General features: G+C 43.9%; 11 protein-coding genes and 1 pseudogene. 8 read left to right on the plus strand and 4 right to left on the minus strand.

The annotated features are described in order from the left end of the window. Positions 1–147: 147 nt before the first annotated feature. Positions 148–3,969: a phosphoribosylformylglycinamidine synthase gene (purL, locus tag D0T87_RS12470; RefSeq protein ID WP_370526846.1), complete on the minus strand. Its 3,822-nt coding sequence runs from the start codon at positions 3,967–3,969 to the stop codon at positions 148–150. Positions 3,970–4,725: 756 nt separating this feature from the next. Between purL and D0T87_RS12475 the strand changes: the two genes are divergently transcribed. The 4 genes from D0T87_RS12475 (at position 4,726) to D0T87_RS12490 (ending at position 8,475) form a co-directional block, all read left to right on the plus strand. Beyond that, positions 4,726–5,382: a LysE family translocator gene (locus D0T87_RS12475; protein WP_163175514.1), complete on the plus strand. Its 657-nt coding sequence runs from the start codon at positions 4,726–4,728 to the stop codon at positions 5,380–5,382. An 8-nt stretch (positions 5,383–5,390) separates the two neighbouring features. After that, positions 5,391–5,933 (plus strand): DUF4924 family protein, encoded by a 543-nt coding sequence (locus tag D0T87_RS12480; protein WP_163175465.1) that lies wholly within the window; start codon positions 5,391–5,393, stop codon positions 5,931–5,933. A 3-nt stretch (positions 5,934–5,936) separates the two neighbouring features. Next, complete coding sequence (gene rfbD, locus D0T87_RS12485) at positions 5,937–6,794, plus strand: dTDP-4-dehydrorhamnose reductase (RefSeq protein WP_163175466.1); 858 nt, start codon at positions 5,937–5,939, stop codon at positions 6,792–6,794. A 103-nt stretch (positions 6,795–6,897) separates the two neighbouring features. Then, on the plus strand, positions 6,898–8,475 hold the full coding sequence (locus D0T87_RS12490; protein WP_163175467.1) for a peptide chain release factor 3: 1,578 nt from the start codon (positions 6,898–6,900) through the stop codon (positions 8,473–8,475). Positions 8,476–8,502: 27 nt separating this feature from the next. On the opposite strand, the pseudogene D0T87_RS12495 reads toward D0T87_RS12490, so the two are convergent. Next, a pseudogene (locus tag D0T87_RS12495) lies at positions 8,503–9,381 on the minus strand (outer membrane beta-barrel protein); the annotation flags it as partial. Positions 9,382–10,542: 1,161 nt separating this feature from the next. On the opposite strand from D0T87_RS12495, the gene D0T87_RS12500 reads away from it, so the two are divergent. The 4 genes from D0T87_RS12500 to D0T87_RS12515 all read left to right on the plus strand — a co-directional run bounded on the left by D0T87_RS12500 (position 10,543) and on the right by D0T87_RS12515 (position 18,131). Beyond that, the gene (locus D0T87_RS12500) at positions 10,543–10,797 is read left to right on the plus strand and encodes an OadG family protein (protein WP_163175468.1); all 255 of its coding nucleotides are present in this window, start codon (positions 10,543–10,545) and stop codon (positions 10,795–10,797) included. A gap of 118 nt (positions 10,798–10,915) precedes the next feature. Then, positions 10,916–12,748 carry a biotin/lipoyl-containing protein gene (locus D0T87_RS12505; protein WP_163175469.1) on the plus strand — a complete coding sequence of 611 codons (1,833 nt, stop codon included), beginning with the start codon at positions 10,916–10,918 and terminating at the stop codon, positions 12,746–12,748. Beyond that, on the plus strand, positions 12,748–13,983 hold the full coding sequence (locus D0T87_RS12510) for a sodium ion-translocating decarboxylase subunit beta (RefSeq protein ID WP_163175470.1): 1,236 nt from the start codon (positions 12,748–12,750) through the stop codon (positions 13,981–13,983). Before D0T87_RS12505 ends, D0T87_RS12510 begins: the two co-directional genes overlap by 1 nt. 134 nt (positions 13,984–14,117) lie before the next feature. Then, positions 14,118–18,131 (plus strand): two-component regulator propeller domain-containing protein, encoded by a 4,014-nt coding sequence (locus D0T87_RS12515; protein ID WP_163175471.1) that lies wholly within the window; start codon positions 14,118–14,120, stop codon positions 18,129–18,131. A 135-nt stretch (positions 18,132–18,266) separates the two neighbouring features. Here D0T87_RS12515 and D0T87_RS12520 read toward each other — a convergent pair whose 3' ends face one another. Continuing rightward, complete coding sequence (locus tag D0T87_RS12520; RefSeq protein ID WP_163175472.1) at positions 18,267–19,259, minus strand: DUF4973 domain-containing protein; 993 nt, start codon at positions 19,257–19,259, stop codon at positions 18,267–18,269. Between the two features lie 26 nt (positions 19,260–19,285). Further along, complete coding sequence (locus D0T87_RS12525; protein ID WP_163175473.1) at positions 19,286–21,340, minus strand: RagB/SusD family nutrient uptake outer membrane protein; 2,055 nt, start codon at positions 21,338–21,340, stop codon at positions 19,286–19,288. Positions 21,341–21,362: the final 22 nt, after the last annotated feature.

Consider the following 21,362-nt stretch of genomic DNA (forward strand, 5'->3'; position numbering starts at 1 on the left):
CCACCCCCTGCCCCCGCCAGCGGGGGATACGATGCCGCAGGTATCCCCCGCTGGCGGGGGCAGGGGGTGGATATTGTCATTACAAATAGTTCTATATTTCAATATAGTGGCGACTCGCAATGACGAAGGGGAGTTATAATAAATTCATTACTTTTTAGCTTCAATCCACTTCCGTGCGTTGACAAATGCTTCCATCCACGGGGTGATTTGGTCGCTCTGTACGCGGTCGGCTGGGTAGTGCCCGCACTGCCAGGGGAAGATAGAACGTTCCGGGTGAGGCATGATTGCCAGATGGCGTCCGTCGGCGCTGGCCAATGCAGCGATTGAATGATCGGAGCCGTTCGGGTTGCCCGGATAGCCATCGTAGTTATATTTCGCTACAACGTTGTATTTATCTTCATCGTAAGGCAGTGAGAAGTTTCCTTCGCCGTGTGCCGACCATACACCGATCTTGCTTCCGCTCAACGAACCGAACATAACGCTGCGGTTGGTTGGGATGGTGAGTGTCAGGTAAATGGATTCGAACTTATGCGATACGTTATGTAGCATTTTGCCTTTCTTCTCGTGTTCCGGATTGATCAGTCCAAGCTCCATCATCAGCTGGCAACCGTTGCAAACACCCAGTGAAAGGGTATCCTCGCGGGCATAGAATTTATCCAACGTAGCTTTCGCTTTTTCGTTGAACAGGATACCGCCGGCCCATCCTTTGGCGCTGCCCAGTACGTCGGAATTAGAGAAACCACCGCAGTAAACCACCATGTTGATGTCTTCGAGGGTTTCGCGGCCGCTGGTGAGGTCGGTCATCGTTACGTCTTTTACATCGAAACCGGCAAGGTAAAGCGTGTAGGCCATTTCGCGTTCGCTGTTTGTTCCTTTTTCGCGGATAACAGCGGCTTTGATTCCGGTTGGGGTGCGACGCTCAGGATCAAGTCCGTATTGTGAAAGTTTGCCTTTAAACTCGGGCGAGAAAGCAAACTCAACAGGTTGCATTTTGTAATTTTCGAAACGTGCCTTAGCGCATCCGTTCATAGATTGTTTGCGGTCGAGCAGGTAAGACGACGAATACCATACATCGCGCATATGGTCGATACCGAATTGATAGGTTGCTCCGTCTTTGGATACCAGGATGTGGCGTTCTGCACCGGGGGTACCGATCTTCACGAAGCCTACGCCCGAATCTTCAAGAATTTTCTTCATTTCGGCAGCGTCCTTGTCTTTCACCTGGATAACGATGCCCGGGTTTTCGGCAAACAGAATCTTAACGATATCTTGCTCTTTCAGTTTGTCGAGTTCGATTTCCATACCGCCCTCTACGTTGGCAAAGCACATTTCGAGTAGGGTAGTGATCAGACCTCCGGCGGAGATGTCATGACCTGCTATAATCATTCCTTTGTTGATTAGTTCTTGTATGGCAAGGAAAGTGTCGCGGAAATACTCAGCATCTTTTATGGTCGGAACATCGTCGCCAATCTTGTTGAGTGTTTGGCTGAAAGCCGATCCGCCGAGTTTCAGTTCGTCGAAACTAAAGTCTACATGATAGAAAGATGATTTATCATCGTTCACCATTACGGGGGATACTACTTTTCTTACATCCGTTACTTCGGCTCCGGCCGATACGATAACGGTTCCCGGAGAGATTACTTTGCTTCCGTCGGGATATTTCTGAGTCATGGAGAGTGAGTCTTTTCCGGTTGGCACATTGATTTGCAGTGCACAGCAGAAGTCGCTCAATGCTTTTACGGCTTTGTACAGGCGGGCGTCTTCGCCTTCCTGCGAGCGGCAAGGCCACATCCAGTTGGCTGATAAGGAAAGCGCATCCAGCCCTTCTGCCAATGGTGCCCAAACAATGTTGGTAAGGGCTTCTGCTACGGCAAGTGTAGAACCGGCTTCCGGGTCGGATAGCGCTGCTTGTGGGGCATGACCGATAGAGGTTGCAATCCCTTTCTGTCCGCGGTAATCCAAGGCTACCACGCCGCAGTCGCTTAAAGGCAATTGAAGTTCGCCCTGGCATTGCTGACGGGCTACTTTACCTGTTACGGAACGGTCTACTTTATTTGTTAACCAGTCTTTACAAGCTACGGCTTCGAGCTGTAAAACATTAGTCAGGTATTCATGCAGTTTGGATGTTTCGTAAACCGGGTTGTCGTAATGACGTTCCACGGTATTGTCGCGCATATAGGTTTTGGGCGACGAGCCGAACATCTGATCTACCGAAAGGTCGAACGGACGTACACCATCGGCTTGTTGGAAAGCAAAGCGTTGGTCGCCTGTTGTTTCGCCTACTACGTACATCGGAGCGCGTTCGCGTTCGGCGATCTTGCGTACACGTTCAATGGCTTCTTCTTTAATCAGCAAGCCCATACGCTCCTGAGATTCATTGGCAATGATCTCTTTGGCCGACAGGGTTTTATCTCCAATAGGGAGCTTGCTCATATCGATCAATCCACCCGATTCTTCGACCAATTCCGACAGACAGTTTACGTGTCCTGCCGAACCGTGGTCGTGGATGGATACGATGGGGTTTTCATCTTCTTCGCAAAGGGCGCGAACCACGTTGTTGGCGCGTTTCTGCATTTCGGCGTTGGCACGTTGCACGGCGTTTAGTTCAATACCGCTGCTGTACCGACCTGTATCAACGGAAGATACAGAACCACCACCCAGACCGATGCGGTAGTTATCGCCACCGATCACAACGACTTTGTTGCCGGCTTCGGGATGTCCTTTCAGTGCATCGCGTTGTGTGCCGTAGCCTACACCACCGGCAAGCATGATTACTTTGTCGTAACCATAGAATGTATCGGCTTCCTGATGTTCGAAAGTCAGTACCGAACCACAGATCAGGGGTTGGCCGAATTTATTTCCAAAGTCGGATGCACCGTTTGATGCTTTGATCAGGATTTGTTCCGGCGTCTGGTACAACCATTTGCGTACCGGCAAGAGTTCTTCCCACTCGCGGCCTTCTTCGGTGCGTGGGTATGAAGTCATGTAGACGGCTGTTCCGGCGATAGGCCATGAACCTTTACCACCGGCCATACGGTCGCGGATTTCTCCACCTGTTCCGGTCGATGCTCCGTTGAAAGGCTCAACCGTGGTGGGGAAGTTATGTGTTTCCGCTTTCAGTGAGATCACGGTTTTGATGTCTTTGATCACGAAGTAGTCCGAAGTACTGTGGTCTGCCGGAGCAAATTGCTCTACTACAGGGCCTTCGGCAAAGGCTACGTTGTCTTTGTATGCGGATATGATTTTGTTTGGATTTTCGTGGGTGGTCTTCTTAATCATCTGGAATAGAGAAGATTCCATCTCTTCGCCGTCGATAATGAATGTTCCACCAAAGATTTTGTGACGGCAGTGTTCGGAGTTGATCTGTGCAAAGCCGAATACTTCGGAGTCGGTTAGTTTACGGTTCAGATCTTTTTCTACCTTCTTGAGGTAATTGATTTCTTCTTCGGAAAGTGCCAATCCTTCTTGCTCATTATATGCTTCCAGGTCTTCAATGAACTGGATAGGTTCGGGCTGGCGGTCGGTAACGAATAGGTTTTGATCCAAGCTAGGGTACATGCGTTGCAGCATGGGGTCGTACTCAGCATTTTCGTCTTTTGCGGGGAAGTATTCTTCAATGCGGGTAATGCCATCTATACCCATGTTTTGGATGATTTCTACGGCGTTGGTACTCCACGGCGTGATCATTTCGCGTCTTGGCCCGATGAAATAACCCTTCAGGTTATCCTGGCTTTCGGGCTTAGCTTCGCCGAATGCCCAACTTAATTTCTTGTTATCTTCAGAAGTTAATTCCTTACCGCTTTCTACGGCTACCACAGTGTTGGATAGGGTTTTGAAGAAGAAAATCATGTGTATATTCGTTGTTAAAATGAGTGTTATTTTTATATGCCGCAAAGATACATAAAATTCTGCGGTTCGGAAAATGGTGTATGCAAATATTGCAAAGATGTTAACCCGGAAGTTCGTCACCTGTTTATAATGCTTGCATTTGAGGCCGGAATGTCTACATTTGGAGCTATAATGCATACATTTGAAAACAAAGTAAAGTAAAAGAAAGAAAACTAAACTAAACTAAAAAAGAGCAAGCTTGAGAGACGAAAAAAAATAATGTAAACATGAAGTTCACATTATGCCCGATGCGCCTGCACTTTTATTGAAGAAATTTTATGTATAATACTTGGGTGTATAAGACGGTATGCTGCAAGTCCCAGGGTAGTATGCTGGCACTCGTTGGGTAGTATGGTAAGAGTGTCAGGGTGGTATGGTAGAGTCGCTAGGGTGGTATGGTAGCAACACTAGGGTAGTACCCTGGTGTTCGTTGGGTAGTACCCTGTGGAAACGGGATAATTCCGACTCTTGCGTGACAATCGGATTAAAGTCACGTAAACACAGATTTTGGGCTTTTTTATGTGAAGAAAAAGAGTGATCTTTGTCACAAGTAAAATTGAAACTGAAGGTAAAGTTGTAACTATGATGAAGAACGTAAAATATATTGTTTTGGTGTGCCTGCTGGTCAGTGCGTTAAGTGCCGTGGCTCAGAACACTAAGCTCCCATTGGAACTAAAGAAAGGGCATTTGTCTTCCGTGTGCACGGTGGATAAAGACATTCAGACCTGTGTTTTCCTGGAAAGCGCCTTTCCGAAGATTGTGCCCTTTTTACCGGGTTTTCTTAAATTTCACAGACTTACTATTCTTCATTCCATAAAAAAGTACGATATTTGCGGCATGTTTCAGATTGAAGTTACCATAATTGACTTATTGGTAAAAGGCTTCATCATAGGTGTTGTGGTGTCTGCGCCCATGGGACCTGTGGGAGTTCTTTGCATTCAACGTACCCTCAATAAAGGACGTTGGTATGGCTTCGTAACCGGATTGGGAGCCTCGCTGAGCGATATTATCTACGCTTTACTCACCGGCTACGGGATGAGTTTTATCTTCGATTTTATCAATGCCAACATCTTCTATCTGCAACTATTGGGAAGCATCATGCTACTGTTTTTCGGAATTTACACCTATCGCAGCAACCCCGTACAATCCATACGCCCCATTTCGCACAATAAAGGAACCTACCTTCATAACTTTATAACGGCCTTTCTCGTTACACTCTCCAATCCACTTATCATCTTCCTCTTCATCGGATTATTCGCCCGCTTTGCCTTTGTCCTGCCCGGCATCCCCGTGGGGCAACAGCTGATAGGCTATCTGGCTATATTCCTCGGAGCGCTGACCTGGTGGTTTGGCATTACGTACTTTGTAAATAAAGTGCGGACACGTTTCAACGTACGCGGCATCTGGATGATAAACCGGGTGATTGGTGTAATTGTGGCTACCGTTTCTGTGTTTGGACTCATATTTACCCTTCTGGGCGCTTCGCTTTATTAAAATAAATTATGTATATCGCACAGCAATTAAACAAAAAAAACATTGCCGAATACCTTATCTATATGTGGCAGGTAGAGGACTTGATACGTGCCAACAACCTGGATATAGACCGGATAGAGCAAAACATCATTGCCCAGTATCAGGATGGAGAAGAAGTTCGCCAAACACTCAAAAACTGGTATGAAGAACTCATCTGGATGATGCAGGACGAAGGCGTAACCGAAAAAGGACACCTGCAAATCAACAAAAACGTAATCATCAACCTGACCGAACTGCATAACAAACTCCTGAACTCTCCTGCATTTCCCTTTTATAGCGGAGCTTATTTTAAAGCCTTGCCTTTTATCGTTGAGCTACGCAACAAAAGCGGACATAAAGAAGAACCCGAACTGGAAACCTGCTTCGAGGCGCTTTATGTAGTGATGCTGCTGAGATTACAAAAGAAAACAATCAGTGCCGAAACAACCAAAGCACTCGAAGCCATAACCAACCTGCTTTCTTTATTGGCCAATTATTACGATAAGGAAAAGAAAGGAGAACTCGAATTATAAATTATGAAGATACTAATAACCGGAGCCAACGGACAACTAGGCAATGAGATGCGTGTGCTTGCCAATGCCAATGCCACACATACTTATTTCTTTACCGATGTAGAAGAACTGGATATCTGCAACGAGCAGGCAGTAAACGATTTCGTGAACCAACACGAAATAGACATCATCGTGAACTGTGCCGCCTACACCGCCGTAGATGCCGCCGAAGATAACCAGGAACTGAATGACCGTTTGAATCACCTCGCACCGGGTTACCTTGCCCGTGCCGCACAGAGCAGAGGAGCGGCCATGATACAAGTCTCTACCGACTATGTATTTGATGGTACGAACCACACGCCCTATACCGAAGACGAACCAACCTGTCCCGCATCGGTCTATGGAACGGCGAAGCTGGCAGGCGAAAAGAACGTAATGGATCATTGCCAGCAAGCAGTCGTCATACGTACCGCATGGCTTTACTCCATCTATGGCAACAACTTCGTGAAAACCATGATTCGCCTCGGCAAGGAACGCGATGCGTTGGGCGTTATCTTTGACCAGGTAGGCACCCCGACCTATGCGCGCGATCTGGCCGTGGCCATTTATGCTATTATAAATAAAGGTGTCGTTCGCGGCATCTATCATTTCAGCAATGAAGGCGTATGCTCGTGGTATGACTTTACGGTGGCCATACATCGCCTGGCGGGAATAACGAACTGCAAAGTGAATCCGATCCATACGGCAGATTACCCGACGAAAGCCGCACGTCCGCACTACTCGGTATTGGATAAAACCAAAATAAAGAACACGTTTGGCATAGAAATTCCACATTGGGAAGCCAGCTTGGTGGACTGTATCCAATTGCTGAAAAGCAATTGAATTTACCATTTACCATTTACAATTTACCATTTGCTATGCAGATGATTAGCCTGTAAATGGTACTTATAGTATTAAATCGTAAATCGTAAAATTGTAAATCAAAATGTTGGTAAATAGCGAAATAGAAAGACGGCGTACCTTCGCCATTATTGCCCACCCCGACGCGGGTAAAACCACCCTGACAGAAAAACTTCTGCTTTTTGGGGGACAGATTCAGGTGGCAGGTGCCGTAAAAAGCAACAAGATAAAGAAAACGGCTACCAGCGACTGGATGGAGATCGAGAAACAACGTGGTATCTCCGTTACCACCTCTGTGATGGAGTTCGACTATAAGGACTACAAAGTCAACATCCTCGATACGCCCGGTCACCAGGACTTTGCCGAAGATACATTCCGCACACTGACCGCCGTAGACAGCGTAATCATTGTAGTAGACGGCGCCAAAGGGGTGGAAACACAAACCCGGAAACTGATGGAAGTGTGTAGAATGCGCAAAACCCCGGTCATTATCTACGTCAACAAGATGGACCGTGAGGGGCAGGACCCGTTCGATTTGTTGGATGAGCTGGAAGAGGAACTCAAAATAGCCGTCCGTCCGCTTTCCTGGCCCATTGATCAGGGCATAAGGTTCAAGGGCGTATATAATATTTTTGAACAAAAACTAGATCTTTACCAATCGTCCAAACAGGTGGTTGCCGAAAAGATGGAAGTCGATATTAACAGCGAAGAACTGGACCGGCAGATCGGCGAAGAACTCGCCGGAAAATTACGTTCCGACCTTGAACTGATTGCCGGAGTCTACCCGGAGTTTGATACGGAAGAATATCTGAAGGGAAATCTGGCACCCGTATTCTTTGGTTCTGCCCTCAATAACTTTGGTGTACAGGAATTGCTGGACTGCTTTGTAGAAATAGCGCCAAGCCCACGTCCGGTTGCAGCAGAAGAGCGTACCGTAAACCCTGACGAAGCCAAGTTCACCGGATTTATCTTTAAGATCACTGCCAATATCGATCCTAACCACCGTTCATGTGTAGCTTTCTGTAAGGTCTGCTCAGGTAAGTTTACCCGTAACGCCCCGTATCTGCACATCCGTCATAATAAGACTTTGCGTTTTTCATCGCCGACTCAGTTTATGGCGCAACGTAAAACAACCGTCGATGAGGCTTGGGCGGGCGATATCATCGGTTTACCCGATAGCGGTGGAACCTTCAAGATTGGCGATACCCTGACCGAAGGCGAACTGTTGCATTTCAAAGGACTACCCAGCTTCTCTCCCGAAATGTTCAAGTACATCGAGAACGCCGATCCGATGAAGCAAAAGCAACTAGCCAGAGGCATTGACCAACTTATGGACGAAGGGGTGGCCCAGTTATTTGTAAACCAATTCAACGGTCGTAAAATCATCGGAACCGTAGGACAACTCCAGTTTGAAGTTATCCAATACCGCTTACTCCACGAGTATAACGCTTCTTGCCGCTGGGAACCACTTAGCCTCTACAAAGCCTGCTGGATAGAGAGCGATGATCCGGTAGAACTCGAAGCGTTCAAGAAACGTAAATTCCAATACATGGCCAAAGACAAAGACGGAAGAGACGTCTTCCTTGCCGACAGCGGCTATGTCCTGCAAATGGCACAAATAGACTTCAAAAACATTCGTTTCCATTTTACAAGCGAGTTTTAATAAATAAAGGGCTGAAAAGCCCTTTATTTATTTACCTACACTCATCACCCCAGAGTCGTTATCACTATTATTGAGGCGTTTTGAGGTATCTTTGAATTTTCTTCCGAATGAGAAGTTATAACTGATCTGGAAAGCGACTAATTGGGAACTTTCTTTGATGTAATTACTCTTCTTATATGAAGCATATTGCGATCTGTTTTCCGATTCAGTTTTATAATTATCCATAAATGGCATCATTATGCCACAGCCTAATGAGAGGTTCTTGCGGTTATACCTTGCCATAATATAATGTAAGTTTTCTCCCCCGTTTAAAGTTTCGCCATAGAACCAGTTCCAGTTGGTTACCACCCCTCCGATAAGAGTGAAACCTTTGTGTGTGGCTGAAATATTAGCGTCCATAAACCAGTTCGTATACGTATGTTTATATTGATTTCCGTTGCTGATATAATGATTAACACCACCTGCTACTGATACCTGAAGAATATCCTTGATGGGCCCTACGCGTAAGGTTAACCGGTTGGCAAGCCGTTGCCAGTTCTTCTGATTATCCCATGTCTGGACAATTTTATTATCTTCCAGCCTCTTCTCGTCCATGATAGCATCAGGCGCATATTCGTATACACCCCAGAAGTTTCCATAGAAAAGACCTTTCTGATACTCATAAGTCAGTTCGGCGCGATACTTCATGTACGGTTTAAGGTTAGGATTGCCACGTTGAATCTGTATGGAGTCGATAACCTGGTCAATGGCACTTAACTCGGATAAGGAAGGCGATGCATTGCTGATATCGGTACGCAAGCGAACAAACTGTTTGCCGGGAAGATTGTAATGTAACACCACTCTTGGGTTGAATGTATAATTCTCGTAACCTTCGCCATCTTTTTTCTGATCCGTGTAATACAACCTCTAAAGACGCACTTGAACCCGATAAATTCATCTTCTCGTTTTTAATCCGTTGTATCCTTTTGTTTAATGTGTCCGGTACCATATTCATTACCGAACCGATATGAGCAGCCATGACTCTTTCTTTCATCAGTGCACATATCCGGATATCCACATCGGTCAATCGGGGATATGTCTTTCTGAGCGAAGATACGAAACCGTAGTTATCTTCTAACAAAGACAGGTAATTATTCCAATCTTGTTCCGATAAAGCAGGCTTCTCCTTCGAAACAGTCGGCAAATTATTGAAAGCGCGCACTTTCCGTATCATCTCCGAGTTGTTATATATATGCTCCCTGGTTACTTTCATGTCTTTCCTCAGACTGACCAATTCCAGCTTCTGTTCTGAAATCGTTTTATGAGTAGCGTTCAGTTGCTTTTCCTGTTTCTCAATCTGCTTTTGGAGGATTTTATTTCTCGACTGGTAACGATATGCCAGGATGAGGCATAGAATAATCAGTATAATAGGTATTGCAAACCAATACCACAATGAGTTATTTTCCTGATTGTTGGCCAACAGATAATTGACGTGTGCTTTTTGTTGCGCGTCGAATGCCCGTTGATAGTCGCCTGTACGCTTGTAAAGTTCGCTTAGCCGGGTGTAAACCAGTCCGGTGAATTTGTAATCTTTGGCTTTTTCGGCTTCGGCTATTGCTTTCAGGTAATTTCCCTCGGAAAGTGAAACATCTCCCTGACTTTCGCTCTTCCGGGCCTGATGGTAAGTGAGTAGTAATTGATAGATTGCATAATCCTTCTCGGACAAGTCCTGTGTACTATGAATCTTTCGCAGCATATATATCGCTGTATCCGGATGCTCTTCCGTCATGGAATACACAACCTCTATCTCCTTCACGTACTGCTTGTTGGGGTGACAAGCAGCGGCGAGGAAGAGTATAAAAAGATAAAACAGTATTCTCAGATTATTCATGCCGGATCAATCACTATAATGAATTGCAAAGTTATGAATTATTCGGATACTTCTCATTTGTACTCATCCTAAACTAACGATTTAGCATTTTTTATTCCTTTTCACCTTTATACTCCAATATAAAATTGGTAAATTCGGGCGTTTTTTCGCCTTTACGCCAAAATTAATTATAATTTATAACTCAATACTTATCTGTTATGGAAAACTTGGAAACGGCATTGTTGCTTATGGTTGTGGGAATGACCACGGTATTTGCAATATTGCTTATCGTAATCTATCTGGGGAAACTCCTGATTTACTTAGTTAATAAATACGCGCCCGAAGAGGTTATACCTGTCAAGAAGGTTGCAGGCCCTGCACCTATTCCCGCCAATATACTTGCTGCTATTACAGCCGCTGTAAATGTGGTGACTTCGAACAAGGGTAAAATAGTGAAAGTAGAAAAACAGTAGGGTTTGAGTTTTGAGTTTTGAGTATTGAGTTCTATCCAGACTCCCAACTCACAACTCACCACTCAAAACTCCCAACTCAAAACTCCCAACTCATAACTCATAACTCATAACTCAAAACATGAAAAGAGAAGTAAAATTCAGCTTGGTATTCAGGGACATGTGGCAATCTGCCGGTAAATATGTTCCTCGTGTAGACCAGCTCGTAAAAGTTGCTCCGGCTATCATTGAAATGGGCTGCTTTGCCCGTGTAGAAACCAATGGCGGAGGCTTTGAACAAGTAAATTTATTGTTTGGCGAAAACCCGAATAAAGCTGTACGCGACTGGACAAAACCATTCCATGAAGCAGGCATCCAAACACACATGCTCGACCGTGCGTTGAACGGCCTGCGTATGAGTCCCGTTCCTGCCGATGTGCGTAAGCTATTCTATAAAGTAAAGAAGGCACAAGGTACAGATATTACCCGTACATTCTGCGGACTGAACGATGTTCGTAACATCATTCCTTCCATTAAATATGCCAAAGATGCCGGCATGATTTCGCAATGTGCACTTTCAATCACGCATTCGCCCATCCACACAGTAGAGTACTATACCAACATGGCGTTGGAGCTTATCGCAGCGGGGGCGGACGAAATCTGTATCAAAGACATGGCAGGTATCGGTCGCCCGGTTTCTTTAGGGAAAATCGTGGCAAATATCAAGAAAGCACATCCGGAAATTCCAATCCAATACCATAGCCATGCAGGACCAGGCTTCAATATGGCTACTATCCTTGAAGTTTGTAACGCCGGTTGCGACTATATCGACGTAGGTATGGAACCACTTTCTTGGGGAACGGGTCATGCCGACCTTATCAGCGTGCAAGCCATGTTGAAAGATGCGGGCTATCAGGTTCCTGAAATCAACATGGAAGCCTATATGAAGGTGCGCGGCATGGTTCAGGAATTTATGGACGACTTCCTCGGATTGTATATCAGCCCGAAAAACCGTTTGATGAACTCATTGCTTATTGCTCCGGGACTTCCGGGCGGTATGATGGGTAGCCTTATGGCCGACCTTGAAACCAATCTGGAGTCGATCAACAAATATAAAGCGAAACGCAACCTGCCGTTCATGACACAGGACCAACTGCTGATCAAACTCTTCGACGAAGTGGCTTATGTATGGCCTCGTGTGGGTTATCCTCCATTGGTAACGCCGTTCAGCCAGTACGTAAAGAACCTGGCGATGATGAACGTTATCGCTATGGAGAAAGGTAAAGACCGTTGGGGAATGATTGCCGATGATATCTGGGATATGATCCTGGGTAAAGCCGGACGTCTGCCGGGCACACTGGCTCCTGAAATCATTGAAAAAGCCGAACGCGAAGGACGCAAATTCTTCGATGGCGACCCACAGGAAAACTATCCGGACTCGCTCGACAAGTATCGTAAGCTGATGAAAGAAAATAAATGGGAACTTGGCCAGGACGACGAGGAACTCTTCGAATATGCCATGCACCCGGCACAATACGAGGCTTACAAGAGCGGAAAAGCGAAAGAAGACTTCCTGGCCGATATTGCGAAGAAGAAAGCCGAAAAAAATAAAGCGCCTGAAGAAGATGCTAAGCCTAAAACGCTGACTGTACAGGTTGACGGACAATCGTACCGTGTAACCGTGGCTTATGGTGAAGCTGAACTTCCGGCACCTGGTAGTACCGCCTCGGCACCTACAGGCGAAGGAAAAGATGTTATTTCTCCGTTGGAAGGAAAATTCTTCCTTACTAAAGATACATCCGAAACACCGCTTAAAGTAGGTGATGTAGTGAATGAAGGCGATTTGCTTTGCTATGTTGAAGCAATGAAAACTTACAATGCCATCCGTGCTGAGTTCGGTGGAACGGTAACCGCCATCTTGGCCAACCCGGGAGACACAGTTTCAGAAGATGACGTATTAATGAAGATACAGTAATGGGGGATATATTTGAAAGATTATATGATATGACTGCTTTCAGCAATATAATTGCCGAACCGCAGTTCCTGGTAATGTATCTCATTGCTTTTATTCTACTTTATTTAGGAATTAAAAAGCAATACGAGCCATTACTGCTTGTGCCTATTGCTTTCGGCGTGTTGCTGGCCAATTTCCCCGGCGGGGAAATGGGAATTACCCAGGCCGACGAAAACGGTATGGTATTAATAAACGGTGTAATGAAGAATATCTGGGAGATGCCCTTACATGATATTGCGCATGAAATGGGTATCATGAACTTCCTTTATTACATGTTGATAAAGACCGGATTCCTTCCTCCAATCATTTTTATGGGCGTTGGTGCGTTGACCGATTTTGGTCCGATGCTTCGCAACCTGCGTCTTTCTATCTTCGGTGCTGCTGCCCAGTTGGGTATCTTTACCGTACTGTTGGTGGCTATCCTGATGGGATTCACACCACAGGAAGCAGCTTCGCTTGGTATTATTGGCGGTGCGGATGGCCCGACGGCAATCTTTACTACCATTAAACTGGCCCCACATTTGTTAGGTCCTATTGCTATTGCAGCCTATTCGTATATGGCGCTTGTACCGGTTATTATTCCATTGGTCGTGCGAATCTTCTGTTCCAAGAAGGAACTTATGATCAATATGAAGGAACAGGAAAAAGCCCATCCTTCGAAAACCGATATACGGAACATGCGTGTACTGAAGATTATCTTCCCTATCGCTGTAACTACGGTTGTTGCACTGTTCGTTCCTAGTGCGGTGCCATTGATTGGTATGTTGATGTTCGGTAACCTGGTGAAAGAAATCGGTGCCAATACCTTCCGCTTGTTCGATGCTGCCTCCAATAGTATCATGAATGCTGCAACTATTTTCCTGGGACTATGTGTTGGAGCTACCATGACTACTGATGCGTTTCTGAACTGGACAACTATCGGTATCGTGGTTGGTGGGTTCCTTGCATTTGCATTATCTATTATGGGTGGTATTCTGTTAGTGAAACTATTCAACCTGTTCACAAAGAAGAAGATCAATCCGTTGATTGGTGCAACCGGGTTGAGTGCTGTGCCTATGGCAAGCCGTGTGGCGAATGAAATTGCTTTGAAATATGATTCAAAGAATCACGTATTGCAGTATTGCATGGCTAGTAACATTTCGGGTGTTATTGGTTCGGCGGTAGCGGCAGGGGTGTTGATTTCATTCCTGGGATAAAACATTAAACTCATATCATAATAGCTCTTTGAAATTTCTTGAATTTCGAAGAGCTATTCTTTTTATATATAGTCGCTTTTTAGTATCTTCGCAATCTATCCGTTAAACCAGAATCTAGATACAATATGCCGTTTATGATCCAATTAAATAGGCAGGGGCAAGTAATAATAGTCATATTATTCATTTTACTCTCCACACTTTATCCCCAACAGATACAAGGCTCTTCTTTTATATCTTTTAAATCTTATCAGATAGAAGATGGATTATCGCACAATACCGTATGGTGTTCCATACAAGATAGCTATGGCTTTATATGGTTTGGCACAAGCGATGGTTTGAACTGTTATAATGGCCAGGAAAATAAAGTATATAAGAATGAACTGAATAATCCGTTTTCTATAGAGAATAATTATATCCAATCGCTGTTCGAGTTGGAAGATCATAATATTTTAGTCGGAACAAACTCCGGATTATATCTATACGAGAGGGACACAGAACGCTTTACCTATTTTGATGTACAAACGGAATATGGCGTAACCATCAGTAGCAGTATAAAAAAAATAATAAGGTCGCGCAATGGATTACTTTGGATTACTACGATGGGGCAGGGCTTCTTTGTTTATGATCCGTCTACCCGGCAATTGAAACAAAACAGTTTGTACACTACGTTTGTTTGCGACATTTGCCAGGACCAATCCGGCGATATATATATTGCTTCTTTACAGCAAGGGCTGTTTTGTTTTAATGAAGAGGGGGTATTGTTAGAGAGCTATCGGCTAAAACCGGGGATGATCGATAATGATGATTATAAGATTAACTGTTTATTCGCTCTCGGCGAAGATGTTTGGGTGGGTATGGCAAGCAATCAGATACTCCGGTTTAATAAAGAGGAGAAAGCGAAAGAACATTTTACGGTTTCAACATCTGGCGTAGAGAACGTGCAATGTATTATGGAGTACGATTCGACAAGGATTCTGGTGGGGAGTGACGACGGGTTGTATCTTTTCGATTATAAGAACAAATCTGCCGAACGCTTAGACGATCCTTTAGGAATAGAACGCATGAGCGATCAGACCGTCAATGCCATGATGAAAGATGCAGAAGGTGGAATCTGGATATTAACCAATCTGGGAGGGGCGAACTATATCGCCAAATCGACCAAGCAATTTTATCACTTTGCTTCTAATAATGCGAAAGAGGCCATCGGCTCCGGAAAGGTTATCGGCCCGTTTTGTGAAGATGCTTCCGGTACGATCTGGATAGGAACACGCAGAGGGTTGTGCTCTTTTAATAAGGAATCAAAGAAAGTCCTGTATCATCCTATGGATGGAACCATTGATAAAAAGCATTATGATGTGCGGTCGTTAATGATGGATGACGACCAGATGTGGATAGGGACTTCGGGTAATGGGTTGTTCGTAATGAATATGCTTACCCGGAAGGTAAAAAGGTATGTGCATTCTCAGGATATGCCAAATTCTATTTGCGGTGATGATGTATTGTCGGTTTATAAAACAAAGAATGGAGACATATACGTAGGAACGAGTTGGGGGCTATGCCGCTACGATAGAAATCATGATAATTTCATCATAGTTATTGCCGTAGGTATGATGGTGTCTGTGGTGGATATCTACGAAGATATGTACGGCTACTTATGGATCGGGACTTCAAACAGTGGTGTATTCCGTTTGAATATAAGTAATGGCGAGTGGAAACATTTCCACCATATTGCCGGCGATAGTTCTTCTATCATCTCGAACTCTATTATTACGTTGTTTGAAGATTCGCGGGGAACGATGTGGTTCGGAACCGATGGGCGGGGGCTGTGCTCGTTCGACAGGGAGACGGAATCTTTTATAGACTTCGATCCCGGCAATAACCTTATCTCCAATAAAGTTATTTATGCTATCGAAGAAGATACGGGCGGGGATTTCTGGATATCGAATAATGCCGGACTCGTTAGGGTTAATCCAATGAGTAAGCGTAACCCCCGGAAGTTTACGGTCAATGACGGATTGCAAAGTAACCAGTTTAATTTCCGTTCTTCACTTAAATCATCGGACGGGTATTTGTTTTTTGGCGGTATCAATGGTTTCAATATATTTGCTCCCAGAACGTTTACCGATAATACGTATATACCTCCTGTTTACATCACCGATATAAACTTTCCGCATCTGGACGAGCATCTTACGAAAAGGGATATTCTGCAATTTGATGCTCCGGTTTATATGGTTCCTCAAATCGCCATACCCTATCAGCACAATAGCTTTTCGCTTAATTTTGCTTCCCTTAGTTATGAAGCTCCTACAAACAACCGGTATTCGTATATTCTGCATGGAATAGATAAAGACTGGATTCATGACACGGAAGTATCTACGGCTTTCTATACCGATTTGCCCCCGGGTGAGTATAAGTTTGAGGTTCGCGGTTCGAATAACGATGGGGTGTGGAATGATAAAAGTGCTACGCTAACCATTATCATTATTCCCCCCTGGTGGAGGAGTACCATAGCCTATCTTATTTATATCGCTTTCATTCTCGGATTGGTTGCTTATCTGGCGTGGAGATGGAACAAGTATATCAAATTGAAGTATAAAAGGCGGATGGAAGATTTTCAGGCAGTAAAGGAGAAGGAAATCTATGAATCAAAGATCAATTTCTTTATTAATCTGGTACATGAAATACGTACTCCTTTAAGCCTGATCAAGTTGCCTCTCGAGAAATTGCAGGAAGAATCAGATTCGAAATACCTATCTGTTATAGATAAGAATGTGAATTATCTGCTGGGCATAACCAATCAGTTACTGGACTTCCAGAAAATGGAGAGTGGTATGTATAACCAGAATCTCAATAAGTGTAATGTAAAGCAGTTGACGGAATATATTTGCCAACAGTTTATTGCTTCTGCCGAGTTGAAAGGTATAGCGTTGACTTTTCAGCTTCCCGAAGAAGATGTTGTAACAGTTACGGATAGGGATAAAATAAGTAAAATACTGGTTAATCTGATCAGCAATGCGATTAAGTATGCCCGTTCGCGCATAGAAGTAAAGCTGTACTTGTCGGGTGAGGTTTTCGGTATCGTAGTAAGCGATGATGGTCCGGGTATACCGCTTCCGGAGAGAGATAAAATATTTGAGCCGTTTTATCAGGTTCAGGATCGTAAATCTGCCCAGGCGGGTACTGGTATCGGATTGGCATTCTCGAAGAATCTGGTGGAGAGTTTAAACGGTGCGTTGAGTATGGAAGATAACGCATGGGGCGGTTCAACTTTTGTGCTTTCGTTGCCTGTGGGGAACGTGGAGGATATTCAGAAAGAAACAATGATATCAGAAGAACTTATTCGGGATATATCCGAAGAGGGGGAAACGGAACATTTTGACTTGCAAAAGCGAAAGTTTACCGTGCTGTTGGTTGAGGATAACATTGATCTTTTGAATCTTACATCCGAGTCTCTGAATGAATGGTTCCATATACTTAAAGCGCATAATGGAAAGGAGGCGTTGGAGATATTGTCCGGAGAAAGTCCGGATGTAATCGTGAGTGACATCATGATGCCAGACATGGATGGGCTGGAACTTTGTAGCCGGATAAAGGAAGATATTCTTTACTCCCATATTCCGATCGTTTTGCTTACTGCGAAAACGAATATAGAAGCAAAAACCGAGGCTTTTGAATGTGGTGCGGATGCTTATGTGGAAAAACCGTTCTCTATCAAACAATTACGTGGACAAATAGAGAATTTATTGAAACTGCGATTGGCTTATCATAGGGTAATGATCAATTTGTCGGGCGAAAATAAAGTTGAATTGCAGGGAGTGGTATCTCAGAAGGACCGTGAGTTGATGATAGAGATTAAACAGGCTGTAGAAGAGCAACTTTCGGATGAGAATTTCTCTGTTGATAGTTTGGCTGAGATCTTAAATATGAGCCGTTCGAGCTTTTATCGCAAGATCAAGGCACTGACAGGAATGCCGCCGAACGATTATCTGAAAGTGATACGCTTGAATAAAGCTGCCGAATTATTGAAGCAGGGCATGGGCATTTCCGAAGTATATGAAAAGGTTGGCTTTAGTTCTTCTTCTTATTTTGCAAAGTGTTTCAAAACTCAGTTTGGCATGCTTCCTAAGGAATATGTTGACCAGAAATAATGCATTGAGTTATTCTCATAATGCATTGAGTTATTGAAATAACTCATTGAGTTGTGCGCATAACTCAACGGGTTATGAAAAGGTAAAATAAAGGGCGGCAATTGATTTGAATTGCCACCCTTTAAAATCAAATAATTAATTCCATTCAATCTGATCTTCCTCAGGTTTCAGGATATTCAGTACACGTTCCATGATCATCGGACCTTCATATTTATACTTGATAAGATAATCCGGGTTTGTAATGTCATGATAAGTATAGCTCATATTTGCTGTAAGATACCTTCTTTTCAGATATGGCTTCAATGGGTCCATTACTTCTGCAATGGAGTATGAACATTTTTCCGGAGTATATTCGAATTTAATGTCCGGATTCTCGGCGGTGAATTCCATTGTACCATCCTGAGCTCCTTCTTCCGACGGAATGAATTTGATAAAGACTCTGTAATCTTTTCGATCCAATGCCTGTTCGTCGACTAAACCGGCATAGAAGAAAATTGTATTCTCATCAACAACCCAGGAATTGCGGGTTTCAACTTTAATCTTTTCCGATCGTTCACTCCCATCCGGGTTGTATTCAATGAGCTCTGATGAGACATTGTATTTACCCGAAAAGTCATTGAACAAGTTGATGTGCATCAACGTTTTCTTGTAATGCTTCCGGGGGTTAGGCTGTAAATCGGATGAAGGATCAATCGTCAGTGCCAGGAAATAATTGTCGTAATTATCCAAGCCCAGGAATGAATAATTCACTTTCAGGAAAGCTTCTGATTCACCGGACTTAATTACAGTCGACATTTTGTCGAATGCATAATACTGAGGTTCCAGTTGCTTATAATAAAGGTCTGTTCTTGAACGGAAATTGTCGCGGTTATAACCTGCCACTGTATCCGGGTCCAAAGCTACCGTTACATTGACATCTTTTCCCGGCATCGTCGATCCGCTGACTTGAATAGGAATATCATATTCCTTTTCGCCATTCGCTCTATCATATTTAAGATAAACCTGGGTTACTCCGGGGTTAACGAAAGAGATGTAGTTTTCATATTGCTCATCTGTCCATTCATCGTTACATCCCGTCCACATAAAGATGCAGCTTAAGGCAATTGCCCATTTATATATTACTTTCATAATCTATTTTTATTTAATTTGATTGCTTAATTGTAATATGTCCATCCCGGATTTTGAGTCAGTTTACTGTTCCGGCGTAATTCTTCATGATCAATAGGCCATAAATACATCTTCTCTACAAATACATTGGGTAATGAAGGTACGCGTATAGGTCTGTGGAATAAATCCGCCTGATCCATAGCGGCATTCATGTTACATCCCCATACTGCCATCGATTCTTCTTCCGGGGCATCTTTCCAACGTCTGAGGTCGTAGTAACGGTGTGTTTCGGCAAAAAGCTCAATCTGTCTTTCTCTTTTCAGTGCTTTGAGGAATTTGTTATAATCACCATATACATCTGTTCCGAAATCGGGCACTCCTCCACGGAAACGGATTTGGCTCATATACTTACTCATTTCTGCGGGATCTCTGCTGACAGTGATTGTACTTTGACCTAGATAATCGGGTATAGTGTATGATTTACCCAATTCATTCAATGCTTCTACATATATAAGTAATATCTCTGCATATCTGATGTCAATGTCCGGTTTTTCCCTTCCCCAAAAGGTATCAACATTTGTACCATAAAAGTAGTCTTCCGGGTGATAGAACTTTTTCACGCCTAATCCTGTTCTCAGGTAAAAACCAGGAGCGGTAGACAGGCGTCCATCCTGCGAGCCTCTATTGTAGAATATCTGGCTATAGCGTTTGTTCTGATTTTCCGGAGATTCCAATACTTCCCAAACACTTCCGTTATAGGCAATAGAAGCATAAAAACGAGGTTCTCTGCCCAGATATTCTTTAGATACGTTGGCATGCAGCGGACGACATGTACCTGCATCTACTTCGGCTTTATCGGTATAACCAAAAACTGGTCTTCCATCATTAGGGTCTTCTTTTCCATAGGCATAAAAGTCGCTACCATCATTCATGTAATATGTATTGGCATGTTTCAAGGTTACACCATGCGTATTCCAACCATTCAACGAGCGAGGCATCTGATGCAGTACCATTGTTTTTATTCCTTCCGTACTCTGATTTCTACCTCTGGTAAAGATTAATTCTTCATTGGCTTCGGCTCTGAGCTGTCCATTAAAGACCTCTCTATATGATTCGAATGGGTCTATGTTTTTCCATCCATTAGGAAAATCATTTTCCGAGTATACCGGATGATAAGGAGGCTTTATAGTTTTAGGATATGCATCCCTATTAGGATCGGTAGACGAATCATTTTCTCTGAAGTCGGCTGTATGCAGTTTGTACTTATTCAGATCAATAACCTCTTTGGCTGCGGCTGCGGCTTTAGCCCACATTTCTTCATCTCTTTGTTCCGACAATAATTTCTTACCGTTATTATCTACCAGATGTTGTGCCCAACTATCGGTATTACCGTTGAATAGAGGGCTGGCAGCATAGAGATAAACTCTGGCTCTTACGGCAAGTGCAGCACCTTTCGTGGCACGGGTTATTTCTCTATTGCTTACTGGGTCAAGTCTCAGGTCTTTAGCAGCCAATGCCATTTCGCTTGCAATGTATTCCGTACATTCTATATACGTGCTTCGGGGCGTGGCCAAATCTGCATATTCTTGTGTATGATCCATACCTTCATCCGGCAGCAACGGAATAGGACCATATTTTCTAAGTAATAACCAGTAGAAGTAAGCTCTGAGGAACCGCGCTTCTGCTTTAGTAATGGAGATTTCTTGCGCAGAGATTTCTCTGTTCTTGTCTATATTGTGTATATAGGTAGAAGCATCGCGAATGCCTCTGTAACAGCTTCCCCAGCTGCCTTGTTTGTCGCCTTCACCATACTTACAGTTCTTGAAAAATTCATATCCGTTATCTCTGTCACCGTAGTACATGTCGTCGGCAAGAAAGTTGAAGGGCTGATGTCCTTTACTGGCCACGATTACGTTTTCTCCGTCCGATAGGCGGGCATATACATTTGCAAGCCATTGCTCTGAATAATCTTTCCGGCTAAATACGGTATCTATACTGAGCTGGTCTTTAAAGATATATTCCACGTCCAGATAATCGGAACAGGAAGAAAGGCTCATCACTAAAGCACATCCAATTATCAATGTATGTATTAAGTTTTTCATATATTTCTTTTTTTGAGTTCAC

Origin of the sequence: Bacteroides sp. 51, assembly GCF_010500965.1 — a bacterium.
GTDB lineage: Bacteria > Bacteroidota > Bacteroidia > Bacteroidales > Bacteroidaceae > Bacteroides.

Excerpts from the sequence above, each read along its gene's own strand:
- D0T87_RS12505 (WP_163175469.1), top strand. The coding sequence starts at position 10,916 with ATGAAAAGAGAAGTAAAATTCAGCTTGGTATTCAGGGACATGTGGCAA.
- D0T87_RS12480 (WP_163175465.1), top strand. The coding sequence starts at position 5,391 with ATGTATATCGCACAGCAATTAAACAAAAAAAACATTGCCGAATACCTT.
- D0T87_RS12515 (WP_163175471.1), top strand. The coding sequence starts at position 14,118 with ATGATCCAATTAAATAGGCAGGGGCAAGTAATAATAGTCATATTATTC.
- D0T87_RS12500 (WP_163175468.1), top strand. The coding sequence starts at position 10,543 with ATGGAAAACTTGGAAACGGCATTGTTGCTTATGGTTGTGGGAATGACC.
- rfbD (WP_163175466.1), top strand. The coding sequence starts at position 5,937 with ATGAAGATACTAATAACCGGAGCCAACGGACAACTAGGCAATGAGATG.
- D0T87_RS12520 (WP_163175472.1), bottom strand. The coding sequence starts at position 19,259 with ATGAAAGTAATATATAAATGGGCAATTGCCTTAAGCTGCATCTTTATG.
- D0T87_RS12510 (WP_163175470.1), top strand. The coding sequence starts at position 12,748 with ATGGGGGATATATTTGAAAGATTATATGATATGACTGCTTTCAGCAAT.
- D0T87_RS12490 (WP_163175467.1), top strand. The coding sequence starts at position 6,898 with ATGTTGGTAAATAGCGAAATAGAAAGACGGCGTACCTTCGCCATTATT.
- D0T87_RS12525 (WP_163175473.1), bottom strand. The coding sequence starts at position 21,340 with ATGAAAAACTTAATACATACATTGATAATTGGATGTGCTTTAGTGATG.
- D0T87_RS12475 (WP_163175514.1), top strand. The coding sequence starts at position 4,726 with ATGTTTCAGATTGAAGTTACCATAATTGACTTATTGGTAAAAGGCTTC.